The 13,111-nt window shown below is 47.1% G+C and carries 17 protein-coding genes; 11 read left to right on the top strand and 6 right to left on the bottom strand.

All coding sequences use genetic code 11. The features are described 5' to 3' along the window. Positions 1 to 280 precede the first annotated feature (280 nt). From Q1B11_RS11130 to Q1B11_RS11095, 8 genes are read left to right on the top strand one after another with little or no spacing between them, the layout of a single operon-like run. The gene (locus Q1B11_RS11130) at positions 281 to 1,171 is read left to right on the top strand and encodes an urease accessory protein UreD (protein WP_299732260.1); all 891 of its coding nucleotides are present in this window, start codon (positions 281 to 283) and stop codon (positions 1,169 to 1,171) included. Between the two features lie 28 nt (positions 1,172 to 1,199). Then, on the top strand, positions 1,200 to 1,502 hold the full coding sequence (locus tag Q1B11_RS11125) for an urease subunit gamma (protein WP_067515394.1): 303 nt from the start codon (positions 1,200 to 1,202) through the stop codon (positions 1,500 to 1,502). 9 nt (positions 1,503 to 1,511) lie between these two features. After that, positions 1,512 to 1,832: an urease subunit beta gene (locus Q1B11_RS11120; RefSeq protein ID WP_299732253.1), complete on the top strand. Its 321-nt coding sequence runs from the start codon at positions 1,512 to 1,514 to the stop codon at positions 1,830 to 1,832. Next, the gene (gene ureC, locus Q1B11_RS11115) at positions 1,829 to 3,562 is read left to right on the top strand and encodes an urease subunit alpha (RefSeq protein ID WP_299732250.1); all 1,734 of its coding nucleotides are present in this window, start codon (positions 1,829 to 1,831) and stop codon (positions 3,560 to 3,562) included. Before Q1B11_RS11120 ends, ureC begins: the two co-directional genes overlap by 4 nt. Positions 3,563 to 3,586: 24 nt before the next feature. Next, positions 3,587 to 4,069, top strand: a complete 483-nt coding sequence (gene ureE, locus Q1B11_RS11110) for an urease accessory protein UreE (protein WP_299732247.1) — start codon at positions 3,587 to 3,589, stop codon at positions 4,067 to 4,069. Continuing rightward, positions 4,053 to 4,727, top strand: a complete 675-nt coding sequence (locus tag Q1B11_RS11105; protein ID WP_299732244.1) for an urease accessory UreF family protein — start codon at positions 4,053 to 4,055, stop codon at positions 4,725 to 4,727. Before ureE ends, Q1B11_RS11105 begins: the two co-directional genes overlap by 17 nt. 24 nt (positions 4,728 to 4,751) lie before the next feature. Next, complete coding sequence (ureG, locus tag Q1B11_RS11100) at positions 4,752 to 5,411, top strand: urease accessory protein UreG (RefSeq protein ID WP_299732241.1); 660 nt, start codon at positions 4,752 to 4,754, stop codon at positions 5,409 to 5,411. Positions 5,412 to 5,446: 35 nt separating this feature from the next. Further along, a complete protein-coding gene (locus tag Q1B11_RS11095) occupies positions 5,447 to 5,650 on the top strand; it encodes a hypothetical protein (protein WP_299732238.1) in 204 nt (67 codons plus the stop codon). A gap of 58 nt (positions 5,651 to 5,708) precedes the next feature. Here Q1B11_RS11095 and Q1B11_RS11090 read toward each other — a convergent pair whose 3' ends face one another. The 5 genes from Q1B11_RS11090 to Q1B11_RS11070 all read right to left on the bottom strand — a co-directional run bounded on the left by Q1B11_RS11090 (position 5,709) and on the right by Q1B11_RS11070 (position 10,380). Continuing rightward, complete coding sequence (locus tag Q1B11_RS11090) at positions 5,709 to 6,938, bottom strand: hypothetical protein (protein ID WP_299732235.1); 1,230 nt, start codon at positions 6,936 to 6,938, stop codon at positions 5,709 to 5,711. A 218-nt stretch (positions 6,939 to 7,156) separates the two neighbouring features. After that, positions 7,157 to 7,459, bottom strand: a complete 303-nt coding sequence (locus Q1B11_RS11085; protein ID WP_299732232.1) for a metalloregulator ArsR/SmtB family transcription factor — start codon at positions 7,457 to 7,459, stop codon at positions 7,157 to 7,159. A 66-nt stretch (positions 7,460 to 7,525) separates the two neighbouring features. Next, positions 7,526 to 8,620 (bottom strand): permease, encoded by a 1,095-nt coding sequence (locus tag Q1B11_RS11080; RefSeq protein WP_299732229.1) that lies wholly within the window; start codon positions 8,618 to 8,620, stop codon positions 7,526 to 7,528. A gap of 275 nt (positions 8,621 to 8,895) precedes the next feature. Beyond that, on the bottom strand, positions 8,896 to 9,927 hold the full coding sequence (arsB, locus tag Q1B11_RS11075; RefSeq protein ID WP_299732226.1) for an ACR3 family arsenite efflux transporter: 1,032 nt from the start codon (positions 9,925 to 9,927) through the stop codon (positions 8,896 to 8,898). A 135-nt stretch (positions 9,928 to 10,062) separates the two neighbouring features. Then, positions 10,063 to 10,380 carry a winged helix-turn-helix domain-containing protein gene (locus Q1B11_RS11070; protein WP_299732223.1) on the bottom strand — a complete coding sequence of 106 codons (318 nt, stop codon included), beginning with the start codon at positions 10,378 to 10,380 and terminating at the stop codon, positions 10,063 to 10,065. 343 nt (positions 10,381 to 10,723) lie between these two features. Here Q1B11_RS11070 and Q1B11_RS11065 point away from each other — a divergent pair, with 343 nt between their 5' ends. Then, the gene (locus Q1B11_RS11065; RefSeq protein ID WP_299732220.1) at positions 10,724 to 11,221 is read left to right on the top strand and encodes a tyrosine-protein phosphatase; all 498 of its coding nucleotides are present in this window, start codon (positions 10,724 to 10,726) and stop codon (positions 11,219 to 11,221) included. Between the two features lie 139 nt (positions 11,222 to 11,360). After that, the gene (locus Q1B11_RS11060) at positions 11,361 to 11,846 is read left to right on the top strand and encodes a DUF4442 domain-containing protein (RefSeq protein WP_299732217.1); all 486 of its coding nucleotides are present in this window, start codon (positions 11,361 to 11,363) and stop codon (positions 11,844 to 11,846) included. Positions 11,847 to 12,122: 276 nt separating this feature from the next. On the opposite strand, the gene Q1B11_RS11055 is transcribed toward Q1B11_RS11060, so the two are convergent. After that, positions 12,123 to 12,419: a helix-turn-helix domain-containing protein gene (locus Q1B11_RS11055; protein ID WP_299732214.1), complete on the bottom strand. Its 297-nt coding sequence runs from the start codon at positions 12,417 to 12,419 to the stop codon at positions 12,123 to 12,125. A 175-nt stretch (positions 12,420 to 12,594) separates the two neighbouring features. Here Q1B11_RS11055 and Q1B11_RS11050 point away from each other — a divergent pair, with 175 nt between their 5' ends. After that, positions 12,595 to 13,023 carry a DNA starvation/stationary phase protection protein gene (locus Q1B11_RS11050; RefSeq protein ID WP_299732211.1) on the top strand — a complete coding sequence of 143 codons (429 nt, stop codon included), beginning with the start codon at positions 12,595 to 12,597 and terminating at the stop codon, positions 13,021 to 13,023. Positions 13,024 to 13,111: the final 88 nt, after the last annotated feature.

The following is a 13,111-nucleotide window of genomic DNA, read 5'->3' as shown; positions in this document are numbered from 1 at the left end:
TTGACAACCCCAGGGGCTGTTGACGTTTCGTTGCGAGACTCAGTGACTCAGAAAAACGTCAAGCGCGCGAAAGGGTTGCGCCGTGCGTAGCATTCTACGCCAAGCAAGCCTGACAAAGCGGGTGGCGTTTTTCTGTGTCACCCGAAGGGCGGACCATACCCGTGGGTATGATCCGCTGAGGACGCAACGAAACGTCAACAGACCCTGTGCACCACGCCGCATTGCAGGGCATGGCATTGGTTTTGCTTTGCTTTCAGTACAAGCACACCAAGGCGAATAAATGCACTTACTCACCGAAGCTCATAACAACGACCATGTTGGTCTGAGTGAACATCAGCCTGTTACGTCAATCGGGTGGAAGGCCGGCATTTCCGCTGAACTAAAACAAATTAATGAATACACACGTCTGGGGAAAACCAGCCATTACGGTCCTTTGCGAATTCAACGCCCTTTTTGGCCGGAGGGCAAAGATCTCGCTCACCTGTACATCCTTCATCCACCAGGAGGTTTGGTGGCTGGTGATGAGCTTGTGCAACAGTTTTCGGTTTGCAAAGGCGCCAAAGGGTTAGTCACAACGCCAGCTGCGGGCAAAGTGTATTTCAACGGCAATGGTCAACTACAAAAGCAAATCACTGAAATTTCTGTGAGCGAAAACGGTTCTATGGAGTGGCTGCCTCAGGAAACCATTTTGTTTAATGGTGCCATTGCTGAGCTGAATACCCAGATCGAGCTCTCTGGTAATGGGCTCTATGCCGGCTGGGACATTGTCTGTCTGGGCCGAACTGCCAGTGGTGAACAGTTTATTCAAGGACAGTTGACGCAGAATCTCCGAATCACCCGTGATCAAAAACCTATTTACCTTGAAAGGCTTCATTTTGATGCAGCCTCGTCGTTTACCAATTCTTTGTTGGGGCTTCACGGGCACACCGTGTTTGGCACATTGTTAATGACCCGGGATAAGTCGCCAGACTTATCCACACTCCACAGCCTGCTCGAAGAAAAAGAATGGCATCACGTCACGGCGATCACCTGGCGTGCAGGCGTATTTATCGCCCGATATCTTGGCGACTCATCAGAACAGGCACGAAATATCTTCACTTGGCTATGGGAGCAGGAAAGGGAACGGTTCAACGGTCGTTCCGGCTGTCGCCCCCGAATCTGGAACACTTGATTAATACAAAAAGAAACAGGATGCACTGATGGAACTGACTCCAAGAGAAAAAGACAAACTGCTGTTATATACCGCTGCACTAGTTGCCGAACGTCGTTTACATCGAGGCGTGAAACTGAACTATCCGGAATCCATTGCTCTGATCTCCATGCACATTATGGAAGGAGCAAGGGATGGAAAAACCGTTGCCCAGTTAATGAATGAGGGTAGAGAAGTCATTTGTCGTGAACAGGTGATGGAAGGCATTCCCGAAATGGTGCCTGAGGTTCAGGTGGAAGCCACCTTTCCTGACGGTACCAAATTGGTCACTGTCCATAATCCAATTGCTTGAGGAATCAACATGATACCCGGAGAACTGATTGCCTCTTCAGAGCCAATTGAAATCAATGTCGGTCGTGAAACCTTCATGCTGTCTGTCGCGAACACTGGTGATCGCCCGGTTCAGGTAGGTTCGCACTATCATTTTTACGAAACCAACCCTGCACTCTCATTTGAGCGTGAGCAGACTTTGGGATTTCGACTGAATATTCCAGCAGGTACCGCTGTTCGATTTGAACCGGGACAGGATCGACAAGTTGAGCTGGTTCGCTATGCCGGTAAACAGCAGATTTATGGTTTTCGTGGTGACGTTATGGGCAAGCTTCGGGGAGAGCAGAAATGAAAAACGACCATGACATCACGACAAAAACCCTGATGGATCGGCAAACCTATGTGGATATGTTTGGTCCAACCATAAACGACAAAGTTCGCCTTGGTGATACAGAGTTATTTATCAGCCCTGAGAAAGATTTCACCGTGTATGGCGATGAAGTGAAATTTGGCGGCGGAAAAGTGATTCGCGATGGTATGGGACAGAGCCAGCAACCAGAAGCGTTTGTCGTGGATACTGTCATCACCAATGCCTTGATTCTTGACCATTGGGGCATTGTAAAAGCCGACATTGGCATCAAAGGCGGACGCATCGAGCGCATTGGTAAAGCCGGTAATCCGGATGTGCAGGAAGGTGTGGATATCATTATCGGTCCTGGCACCGAGGTGATTGCAGGGGAAGGGCAGATCGTGACTGCTGGCGGTGTTGATGCTCACATACATTTTATTTGCCCTCAACAAATTGACGAAGCGCTGACGTCTGGCGTCACCACCATGCTCGGCGGTGGCACAGGCCCAGCGACGGGTACCAACGCCACGACTTGTACTCCGGGCAGCTGGCATATCAGCACAATGTTGAAAGCGGTTGACAATTTGCCAATGAACATTGGCTTTCTGGGTAAGGGCAACGGTAGTTTGCCGGAAGCACTGGAAGAGCAAGTGCAAGCCGGCGCTATGGGGTTAAAACTTCATGAAGACTGGGGCACAACGCCGGCCTCCATCGACTGTTGTCTAACCGTTGCCGAGAAATACGACATTCAGGTAGCAATTCATACCGATACATTGAATGAATCAGGCTTTGTGGAAGACACTCTGGCCGCTTTCAAAGGACGGGTTATCCATACCTATCACACCGAAGGCGCTGGCGGTGGCCATGCTCCGGACATTATCAAGGCCTGCGGTGAAAGCTATGTACTGCCATCGTCTACTAATCCCACAAGACCTTACACCATCAATACCGTTGATGAACATCTGGATATGCTGATGGTCTGCCATCATCTTGATCCAAATATTCCTGAAGACGTCGCTTTTGCAGACTCACGAATTCGCCGTGAAACCATTGCCGCAGAAGACATTCTTCATGACCTTGGTGCATTCAGCATGATCGCTTCCGACTCCCAGGCCATGGGCCGAGTCGGCGAAGTGATCAGCAGAACCTGGCAGACCGCCCACAAAATGAAAGTCCAGCGTGGTTTATTGCCTGAAGATGCAATGGCGGAAGTGGATAACTTTCGTGCCCGTCGTTACGTCGCTAAATACACAATCAATCCTGCACTGACTCACGGTATCGCCCATGAGGTGGGCTCTATTGAACCGGGCAAACTGGCGGATCTGGTGTTATGGAAACCCGCTTTCTTTGGCGCCAAACCCTCTCTGGTTCTGAAAGGTGGTGCGATTGCAACAGCACCGATGGGAGATCCAAACGCATCTATTCCAACACCGCAACCCGTTCACTACCGGCCGATGTTTGCGGCCATGGGACAGGCTGCAGCCGCTACTTCACTGTCGTTTGTTTCCAAGGCCGCTCTGGATGCCGAGATTGGTGAAAAGCTGGGTTTGAAGAAAACGCTCTCCGCAGTGAAAGGCACTCGCACAGTAAAAAAGAAAGACATGGTACTGAATACATGGCAGCCAGAGATGGAAGTGGATCCGGAAACCTATGAAGTGCGAGCTAATGGTGAGCTGCTCACCTGTGAACCGCTTGAGGTTGTGCCCCTTGCTCAGCGCTATTTCCTTTTCTAAACAATTATTCAAACAGGATCGTTTATGTTGAAGTTTACCGAACGCCTTTCGGAAGCGAGCAGCCATTACAGTGATGAACTTCTGCTCCCTTTCGATGAACGTAAGCGTGGACGCTTGAAGGCAATCACCCGAAATGGTCAGCAAGCTGGTATTTTCATTGAACGTGGCGAAGTCATGCGTGACGGCACTCTGCTACAAGCCGAAACCGGAGAGGTGATCAGAGTCACCGCAGCGAATGAAGCCGTTACTACTGCTCGCTGCAACGACCCGTTGCTATTTGCCAGAGCCTGTTATCACTTAGGTAATCGTCACGTACCTCTGCAAATAGGCGACAATTGGCTTCGTTTTCAAATTGATCATGTGCTGGATGAAATGGTGGTGCTTCTGGGGTTGGAAGTCAGTCACGCAGAAGCGCCTTTTGAGCCAGAAAATGGCGCCTATACCAAAGGTCATACCCATCAGCACGGACACGACCCTCAAGAGCATCACCATGAGCATCACCACTGAGTCACTGTTGGGGTTGCTGCACCTCTCCAGCCCGGCATTGCCGGTGGGTGCATTCGCCTATTCTCAGGGGCTGGAAACAGCCATTGACCGACAGTGGTGCCATAACCGGCAAACCACTGGTGACTGGATCAGTGAATTGATGCTACAGGGCATGGCAAAACTCGACGTGCCGGTTTTTCTGCGCCTTTATCGTGCCTTGAAAAACCATGATCAAGAGCAGGTTATTTTCTGGAATGACACGCTACTGGCCTTTCGTGAGACTAAAGAGTTATACGACGAAGATTGTCAGGTTGGCAGAGCATTCTGTACCTGGGTGAAATCCATGTACCCCGATGAGCCAAGAGCCGACTGGCTGATCACACCCACCCAATGCTCGATGTTTTCACTGTCCAGTCTATTGGGAAGTATTGATGAGCAAAGTGCCGTCATTGGTTTGCTGTGGTCCTGGTGTGAAAATCAGGTAACAGCCGCGACAAAAGCAGTGCCCCTTGGGCAAACCGATGCCCAGCATATTCTGAAAAGACTGACCCATGAAATGGATGGCGCACTGAATGCGGCTCATTCCCTGAACGATCATGAGATTGGCAACAACATGATGCACTACACCATGGCCAGCAGCTGGCACGAGCATCAGTATTCCCGGTTGTTCCGATCGTAACCTGATAGAAAAAGGATAAGAATAATGACTCTTAACAGAACAACTCGAACCCCGCAAACGCTGCGAGTAGGCGTCGGTGGCCCTGTAGGTTCTGGCAAAACAGCATTGCTGACCAAGCTCTGTGCCGCCATGCGGGACTATTACAATCTGGCGGTTGTCACCAACGATATTTATACGAAAGAAGACGCTCAGTTTTTAATGCGCAACGAAGCACTGGATGAAGATCGCATCATTGGTGTTGAGACCGGCGGCTGCCCACACACTGCCATCCGTGAAGATGCATCCATGAACCTTGCTGCCGTGGATGAACTTTGCCAACGCCATTCAGGGCTGGAACTGGTTCTGGTGGAATCTGGCGGTGATAACTTAAGCGCTACTTTCAGCCCTGAGCTCTCTGATTTGACGATTTATGTGATCGATGTGTCTGCCGGCGACAAAATACCCCGTAAAGGTGGTCCGGGCATCACTCGCTCCGATTTGCTGATTATTAATAAAACCGATCTGGCTCCCATTGTAGGCGCATCACTTGAGGTTATGGATCGGGATGCAAAAAAAATGCGTGGTGAACGACCTTTCTTTTTTACCAATCTAAAAGCGGAAAAAGGGGTTAAAGAGATTATCGATTTCATCATTGATCAAGGCATGCTGGAAGCAAAGATGCCTGAAACGGCAGAAGCCGTATAACTTTCATTCATACAAGCACTAACTGGAGAATCATAATGAAAATAAAACTGCTTTCTACGAGCCTTGCTGCTTCACTGCTTTCCAGCCATGTTATGGCCCATCAGGGAGATCATTCCAGTGGTTCTGTGATGTCATCTATCTGGCATCAAGTGACAGAACCTGACCACTTGTTGCTGGCTGGTTTAATTGCTGCGGCTATTTTTGGGGGTGTCAGAACGTATATGAAGAAGAAAAGCTGAGCCCGAAAAGAGTAATTGCATTCTTATGCAATTACTCTTGGCGTTTAAATCTATTCAGTCATGATGGTTTAGCCCCCGTTAAGGATTGCAAAGCGTTCTTAAAATCACTGAAAAGCTTTGCTGTCTGAGTATTTGTATCTTTACCCTTTAACAAACTTAGCCGCTCAATAAGGATTTTATACAACTCTCCCTCTTTATAGCCTGCCTCTGTACAGTACTGCATCAATGATCTATAAATAAACTTGTACTGCCATGATGAACCGATATCCATATCCGCAATTTCTTGATCTCTTTGAGCTTTCATGCCCGCAGTATCGCGAAAATCAACTTCCAATTTTTTTCCTTTTATTGTGTCGTCCTGCGCTTTAATCCACTTTGTCTTGCCTTCTTCCTCTACCCGAACAAAGTTACTCTCCTTTTGATCATTTTCCCTGGTTTCGAACAATGCCTCTGGGAAAATTTGGTTATGCACATAGTCAAACGCTTTAGCTGATTTTTTCAACCAGCGATCTCCAGCATTACGTAAAATTTCATTGGAATTGCTTGATAGTGATTTAGCCAAGACTTCATAACGTCGTACTGAACCATAGTCGCTCACCCATCGGCGCAACATAAATTCCTTGAACTTTGGATCACTCTCTTTCTGAAACTCTTCGATTTTTTGACGATTGATGAACGAGCGCATCTGCTTAATAGCTCTACCGGGATTACATAGGTCGACAAGGTCATGTAATTTTTGAGAGTTGATAGCGGCCTTCTTCCCTGAATAACCAAAAGACAATGCATTAATCTGGTTTACCACTTTCTCGGTTGCCTTTACCAGATTACCGCGCAATATTTCAGCAACCTGAAGACCGGTATAGCGATCATGAATATCTTGCATATCCCATACTTCATTCTCGAATTGCACAGTCAAAAGATTGAATAATTGCAGCCGCTGAACAACCTTATTCAAGCTTAGTTTTCCACCCTCCAACTCTTTTGAAAAGGCATTGATAAATTGCTTGAGCAAAGTGGTGCTTTCCCAAGGGAAATTGCCGTCTACTATTTTCCATTTATCAAAACTTATCTCAGACAGATGAATCTTAAGGCTGGGTCTGACAACCATACTCTGTAATTTTTTGGTTAGCCTAGTCTTGGGATGCTTCTCGATATAACTCTCAACCTGAGTGAGGTTTAAGTAGATTTTTCGGTGTTTCCACAAGTTTTTTGGGATTGACAGAGGCTTATACCGGAAGCGGTCAAATCCAGTGAGGATGACTGTATCATTCTGCAAAGTAATACTCATCGCTTAACATCCTGTTATTGCGGCTATTCCATTTATCGCTTAGCCTTTAGTCTAACTTTGTCTTAAAAATCATAATGTTAGAAAAGATAGCATTAAAACTAGCACTCTTTTGCTTCTGAACACCTAACCAACCGGTCAGCACTGCTAACAATTGACTCAGATGATGCTATCTATTCAGAAAAAACACTTTAATAACTATAGGCTATAAATAACTGAATTCAGGCTGCATCAGAGCAACACTCTTCATACAGAAAGCCAAGCAGCTGCTGAAACAATTCAATCTGCGGGATACAAAATAGCGTTCTTCCAGCCCGCACCTGACGGACAAGCCCAGCTGAGATAAGTGCCGAGAGGTGATGAGATAGTGTAGATCCAGGGATGTTCAGCTCTTTCTGCAAATCCCCCACAGAAAGCCCTGCTTCGCCAGTTTTAACCAATCTTTTATAAATAGCTAAACGCGCTGGGTGACCAAGTTCTTTAAGTATTCTTGCATACATTTCAAGCTCGTTTACCGACGACATTCTGCATACTCCTAACAAAAAAGGCTGACCTTTCAGGGTCAGCCTTTTCCTTACACATCAATAAAATCAGATAAAGGTCATCACAAAGCCAGCAGAGATCGCCATCGCAAAGATCACCACCAGGAAAGCAATAATCATTGGGTTACGGAACAAGCTTCTCAACAAGATAACCTCAGTCAAACTCGCACCGGCACTACCGATAATCAGAGCCATCAAAGCTCCCATCCCCATCCCTTTGGCTGCCAAGGCAGACGCCAGAGGAATCACAGCTTCAGCACGGATATACAATGGCACACCAATGATTGCAGCAAATGGGATCGCCATTGGATTATCTGGTCCTGCGTACTGAGCAATAAAGTCCGCAGGGATAAAGCCATAAGTAAAGGCGCCAATACCCACACCCAACATCAGAATCGGGAAAATCTTCTTGAACTGGCTCCAGGTTTCATCCCAGATACGAGCCCAGCGATCATCACTCTTAGGCTTGCTATCACCACAGGCCGTTGCACATCCGGATGCAGCAGGCGCTGGAGTGCTGTCGCAACAGCTGCTTTTAGTCTCTACCGCAGGTTTGCTATCGCAACAGCTAGTTTTAGGCGCTGGTTTGCTATCACAACAACTGGCTGCTGCAGCTTCACCGTAAACCACTTCTTTACGCACATAACGCTCAAAGCCCATTTTCTCCAGAATAAAGCCACCAGCCACAGAGACGGTCAGCGCAATCGCGAAGTAGATTACGGTAACCTTCATGCCGAAGGTAGCTAGCAACAACCCCATAATGATTGGGTTCATCAGTGGCGAGGTAAACAGGAAGGTAATGGTTGGACCAAAACCTGCCCGAGCCTTCAGAAGACCCGTCAGCATAGGAATGGTTGAGCAACTGCAGAACGGCGTAAGAGCGCCCAGTAAACCCGCTGAAACGTAGCCTTTACCCCCTTTGGAACCAAGGATCTTTTGAATCTTCTCCGCCGGCATGTACTCAAGAATAACGCCAATGATAAAGCTGACGACCAAGAACAAAATGGTCAACTCACCCGCCAGGAAGATAAACGTTCCCAGGGCATTTACCAGATTCTGTGCCATGTCAGCACCGATACTGGATTCCAGAGCCGGTTTAATCACCGGCCCGATAAAATCGGTTATCTGCTGTTGTATACTCATATCAATAATTCCAGAAAAATAGAAATATAAACTTAAAAAAATCCTTTGCTGATAACCCTATGCCACATAACGTCGAATCCGTGGTCATCAGCTCTAATATATGTCGATGAGCGCATAATAGATTCATCAAAAACAAAACTCAACTACTATTCTAAAAATATAGAAATATCTAGCCAGAAACCACCACTTCAGAAAAACTTGAGCTCAGGACGTTATAAGTTTGGGAGTGAAGGCTCTTTAAGCGATAAAGAGCCTTTGATTCAGCAAAATCTTAATCAATCTGCGTGAGTAACCGGAAACAGGTTACGAGTACGATTAGCGTAAGTCACCAACGCCAGCATGATAGGCACTTCCACCAGAACACCCACCACTGTCGCCAGTGCTGCACCAGAGTTCAGACCAAACAGGCTGATGGCAACCGCTACTGCCAGTTCAAAGAAGTTGGACGCACCAATCATGCCGCCAGGCGCCGCAACACTGTGCGGTTCTTTCCACTTATACATCCAGAAGTAGGCAATGGCGAAAATCAGCACAGTTTGAATAATCAGGGGGATCGCGATCGGTACGATGTCCACAGGGTTCGCCAGAATGCGTGGCGCCTGAAAACCAAACAGCAGAACCACGGTCAGAATCAAACCGAAGATGGAAAGCGGTTTAATCTTTCCACCAAAACTCTGCAGCGCCTGCTTAGAGCGCAATGCTTTTCGGGTCAGCAATCCTGCAATCAATGGAATGACGATAAACAGAATCACGGACAGAAACAGAGTTTCCCAAGGTACGATCACATCAGTCACACCCAGCAGGAAAGCAGCAATTGGTGCAAAAGCAACGACCATGACCAGGTCATTCACTGCCACCTGAACCAGTGTGTAGTTTGCATCACCACGGGTCAGCTGACTCCAGACGAAGACCATCGCCGTACAAGGCGCAACACCCAGTAAAATCATACCGGCAATGTATTCGTTACCCAGTTCTGGCGAAATCAGCCCGGTGAAATCACCAAAAATATAACGCATAAAGACAATAGCCAGCAGCGCCATAGTAAATGGCTTAATCAACCAGTTAACCGTCAGAGTCACGATCAACCCTTTTGGACGACGATGGATGTTTTTTACCGCCGTAAAATCAATCTGCATCATCATTGGATAGATCATCAGCCAGATCAACACGGCGATCACAAAGTTGATGTTGGCATACTCCAAGCCACCCAGAGTCGTAAATACACTCGGGAACAGCGAACCACCAGCCAACCCTGCCAGCATGGCAAGTGCCACCCAGACACTTAAATAACGTTCAAATATACCCATGACAGATTACCTTCTACTCTGCTTCGAAAATCTTTCATCGAATATCGTCGAAAGACGATTAAAGATTTTAAAAAATAACCCGGTATTGTCATTACAAGCAACGCCGGGCTGTTGTCGTGCAATTACAGCGTACAATTACAAAGAGTATAGATCCCCAAGTAACTGTCGAATTCTCTCCAATGCTTCAGGACGAAGACTGAAGCAGGTTCTGGGATGGGTCACTTTCGCATCCACCAGCCCGGCTTCCCGCAATATACGCAAATGCTCTGACACTGTGGATTGCGCCAGTCCAAGTTGATCAACCAGATCAGAACCAAGACATACACGCCCAGCTAATATCTTCAGCAATCTGACTCTTGCCGGGTGCCCAAGCGCTTTGGCAAAACTGGCCAATTCTTTCTCTTCGGCTTCGTTAAACTGAATGCCGTCGAGTGTTGTAAGGCATTCAGTCATCGCTAAAACCTATTGATCGTCAATTGACGATGGACGATACTCCCGATTAAAACCTAAGGCAATAAGTGTTTGTGTTTTCTCGGCAGGTGGCTAGGAGGCTGACCGAGAATAGCGCCCGTAGCGAGGATGGTAGAAAATTGAGGATGATGATTCTGTTTTGTGAAGTGAATAGTGGTGCTATTTGCTGAACAAAACAGAATTTTCAGACCAATTTACTACCACCGCACGACTGCATGGATTCAGGAGCTAGAGCAACGCAGGAGCAGTTGCCGCGTAGGGCAACCTATTCTCGGTCAGCCTCCTAGAAGTTATCCTGCTTATGTTGTTTATCTGGAGTTATAAAATGTCCTCCCACCCTTTTGATCGCCTGGCTCTCCCAAATGGCGCTACATTACTTTTCACGCCTTGCCCCGGCACAACATCTGAACCGCTGGAAAGCTCCTTGCAAACTCTGAAAAGTGCGGGTGCGGATGCAATCGTAACCACGCTGCCTGATGCCGAAATCGCAGATTTGACCGTTGATATGCTTGGTGATTCCACAACTGCTTTAGGCATGCAGTGGTTCCAGCTGCCTATTGAAGATGACCGCTCACCAGAAGCAGCCTTTGACTCGGCTTTTGCCAAAGCAAAAATCGATCTTTTAGACCTGCTTGATAAAAAAGCGACTATTGTCATTCATTGTAAAGGCGGTTCAGGCCGTACAGGCCTGATGGCAGCCATTTTGCTTCTGGAAAGTGGTATGCCGTGGGCAGAAGTAAAAACAATGGTACAAGGTCTTCGCCCTAACGCCCTGACTCTGCCGCCACATATTGAGTACCTGCAAAAGCACTATGTCATCTAAGTTGCTTTTTCTGTGTCACTCCCTTTTCTGAACTGCCACATCGTAACGGCATACGCTTTTTCATGTGTCGTTGCCGTTTTCAGTAACAAAATGTAATCTCCACTCCATCAAGAATAATCACAAAAAGCAGGAGTCACCCATGGCAAACCGTATGAGCCGGGGAATCAGCATGTTTAGCAAGGTTCCCGAGAGTCTTCGGCCATGGCTGATCAGCAAGTTTCTGGGAAGAACAATTAAACTTGTTGGCACCACTAGAACTCGCATCGAAAAGCTGACCGAGCGCGACAGCGTCATCATTGTTAAAAACCTGAAACGCAATCAGAACCATATAGGCAGTGTTCACGCCTGTGGTATGGTATTAGCTGCTGAAACTGCAACCGGCTTGATTGTGGGAATGAACGTGCCCGATGCAGCAGTGCCTGTCATTAAATCCATGCACGTAGATTTTGTGAAACGCTCATCCGGTAACATTACTGCAAAAGCACACCTGACAGATGAACAGATGAACAGCATAAGAACGATTGAAAAAGGTGAAATTACTGTTCCTTGCACAGTCACGGACGATGCCGGCAATGAGCCCATTAAAGTAGAAATGATCTGGGCCTGGACACCAAAAAGACGTTGATACGATTAGCATTGTCGCTTGTTTTCTGATCAGACATGTATACCCAAAGGGTTTCAAATTGCTGCGCGGTAGCAAGTAAGCAAAAAGTAGCAACCTGAAAGGCAACGGGTATAAACAGGGAAGAATGATGTTTTAGCGATCATTCTTCCGGCACTCTTTTTCCTTCTAAGTAGTTGTGCTCAGATGGCAATCCGTAAATCGGATTTTGGCCGGGAGCAGCAGGATAGAACATAACCTTGCTCAATTTCTGTCGGAGTGAGTACAGCATCACCTGTGCTATCCATTTTTTTCATCTACACAACACTCGTCGCACAAGAAGGCCAACACATCATCAAATACATGAAATTGCGGGATACAGTGCAAAATTCGCCCTTCACGACGCTGTTTCACCAGCCCTACAGACACTAATCCAGAGATATGATGAGAAAGAGTAGAACCCGGTATCCCAAACTCCTGCTGTAAATCTCCCACCGGCAAACCATCATGCCCGGCTTTCACCAACCGCTTATAGATCCGCAGCCGGGAAGGGTGCCCGAGTTCTTTCAAGGCTTTGGCGTAATCTTCAAGATCCATAGGGTTACCACTACCGGCAAATGTTTCGACAATCGTGAAAACATAAATGGATTATGGGCAGGTTGCAATATTCCCGTTGGATTCAGAGTAAACATTGACCTTTATCAATGACACCTAGCCACGCACTCTCCGAAAATAGATAAGTAAAGAACGCAACATTTCCTTAAGGATTACCATGTCCAGCACTATTGAAAGACTGAACGTCGTGATGGCTAATGCCAACGTCCTGTTCACCAAACTGCATAACTATCACTGGAACGTAAAAGGCCCAGCCTTCTTCCAACTGCACGCCAAAACGGAAGAGTATTACACCCTGTTCGCCACTATGTACGACGATGTTGCAGAACGTATTCTGCAATTAGACGGCATGCCACTGGTCACTCTGAAAACCATTCTGGGTACTGCCACGATTGAAGAAGAAGTGAAAACGGAATTCAGTGTTGAGTATATCCTGAAGTCCATCATCAGCGATTTTCAGGAAATGCAGATGCACTTCAAGGCAATCTCGGCTGATGAGCACACCGATGACATTACCCGTGCGTATTCTGATGAGCAGATTGGTTTCATCGAAAAAGAGTTGTGGATGTTGAAGTCCAGCTTGTAACTCAACATTTGTCGAAATAGGAAAGGCCTTGGTCATAAATATGACTAAGACCTTTTTGCGATACTATAGTCTCAATTTCAGCATAGAG

Source organism: uncultured Endozoicomonas sp. (genome assembly GCF_947495845.1).
Taxonomy (GTDB): domain Bacteria; phylum Pseudomonadota; class Gammaproteobacteria; order Pseudomonadales; family Endozoicomonadaceae; genus Endozoicomonas.
The sequence above is the reverse complement of the archived record's forward strand: the minus strand, read 5'-3'. Positions and strand labels throughout refer to the sequence as shown.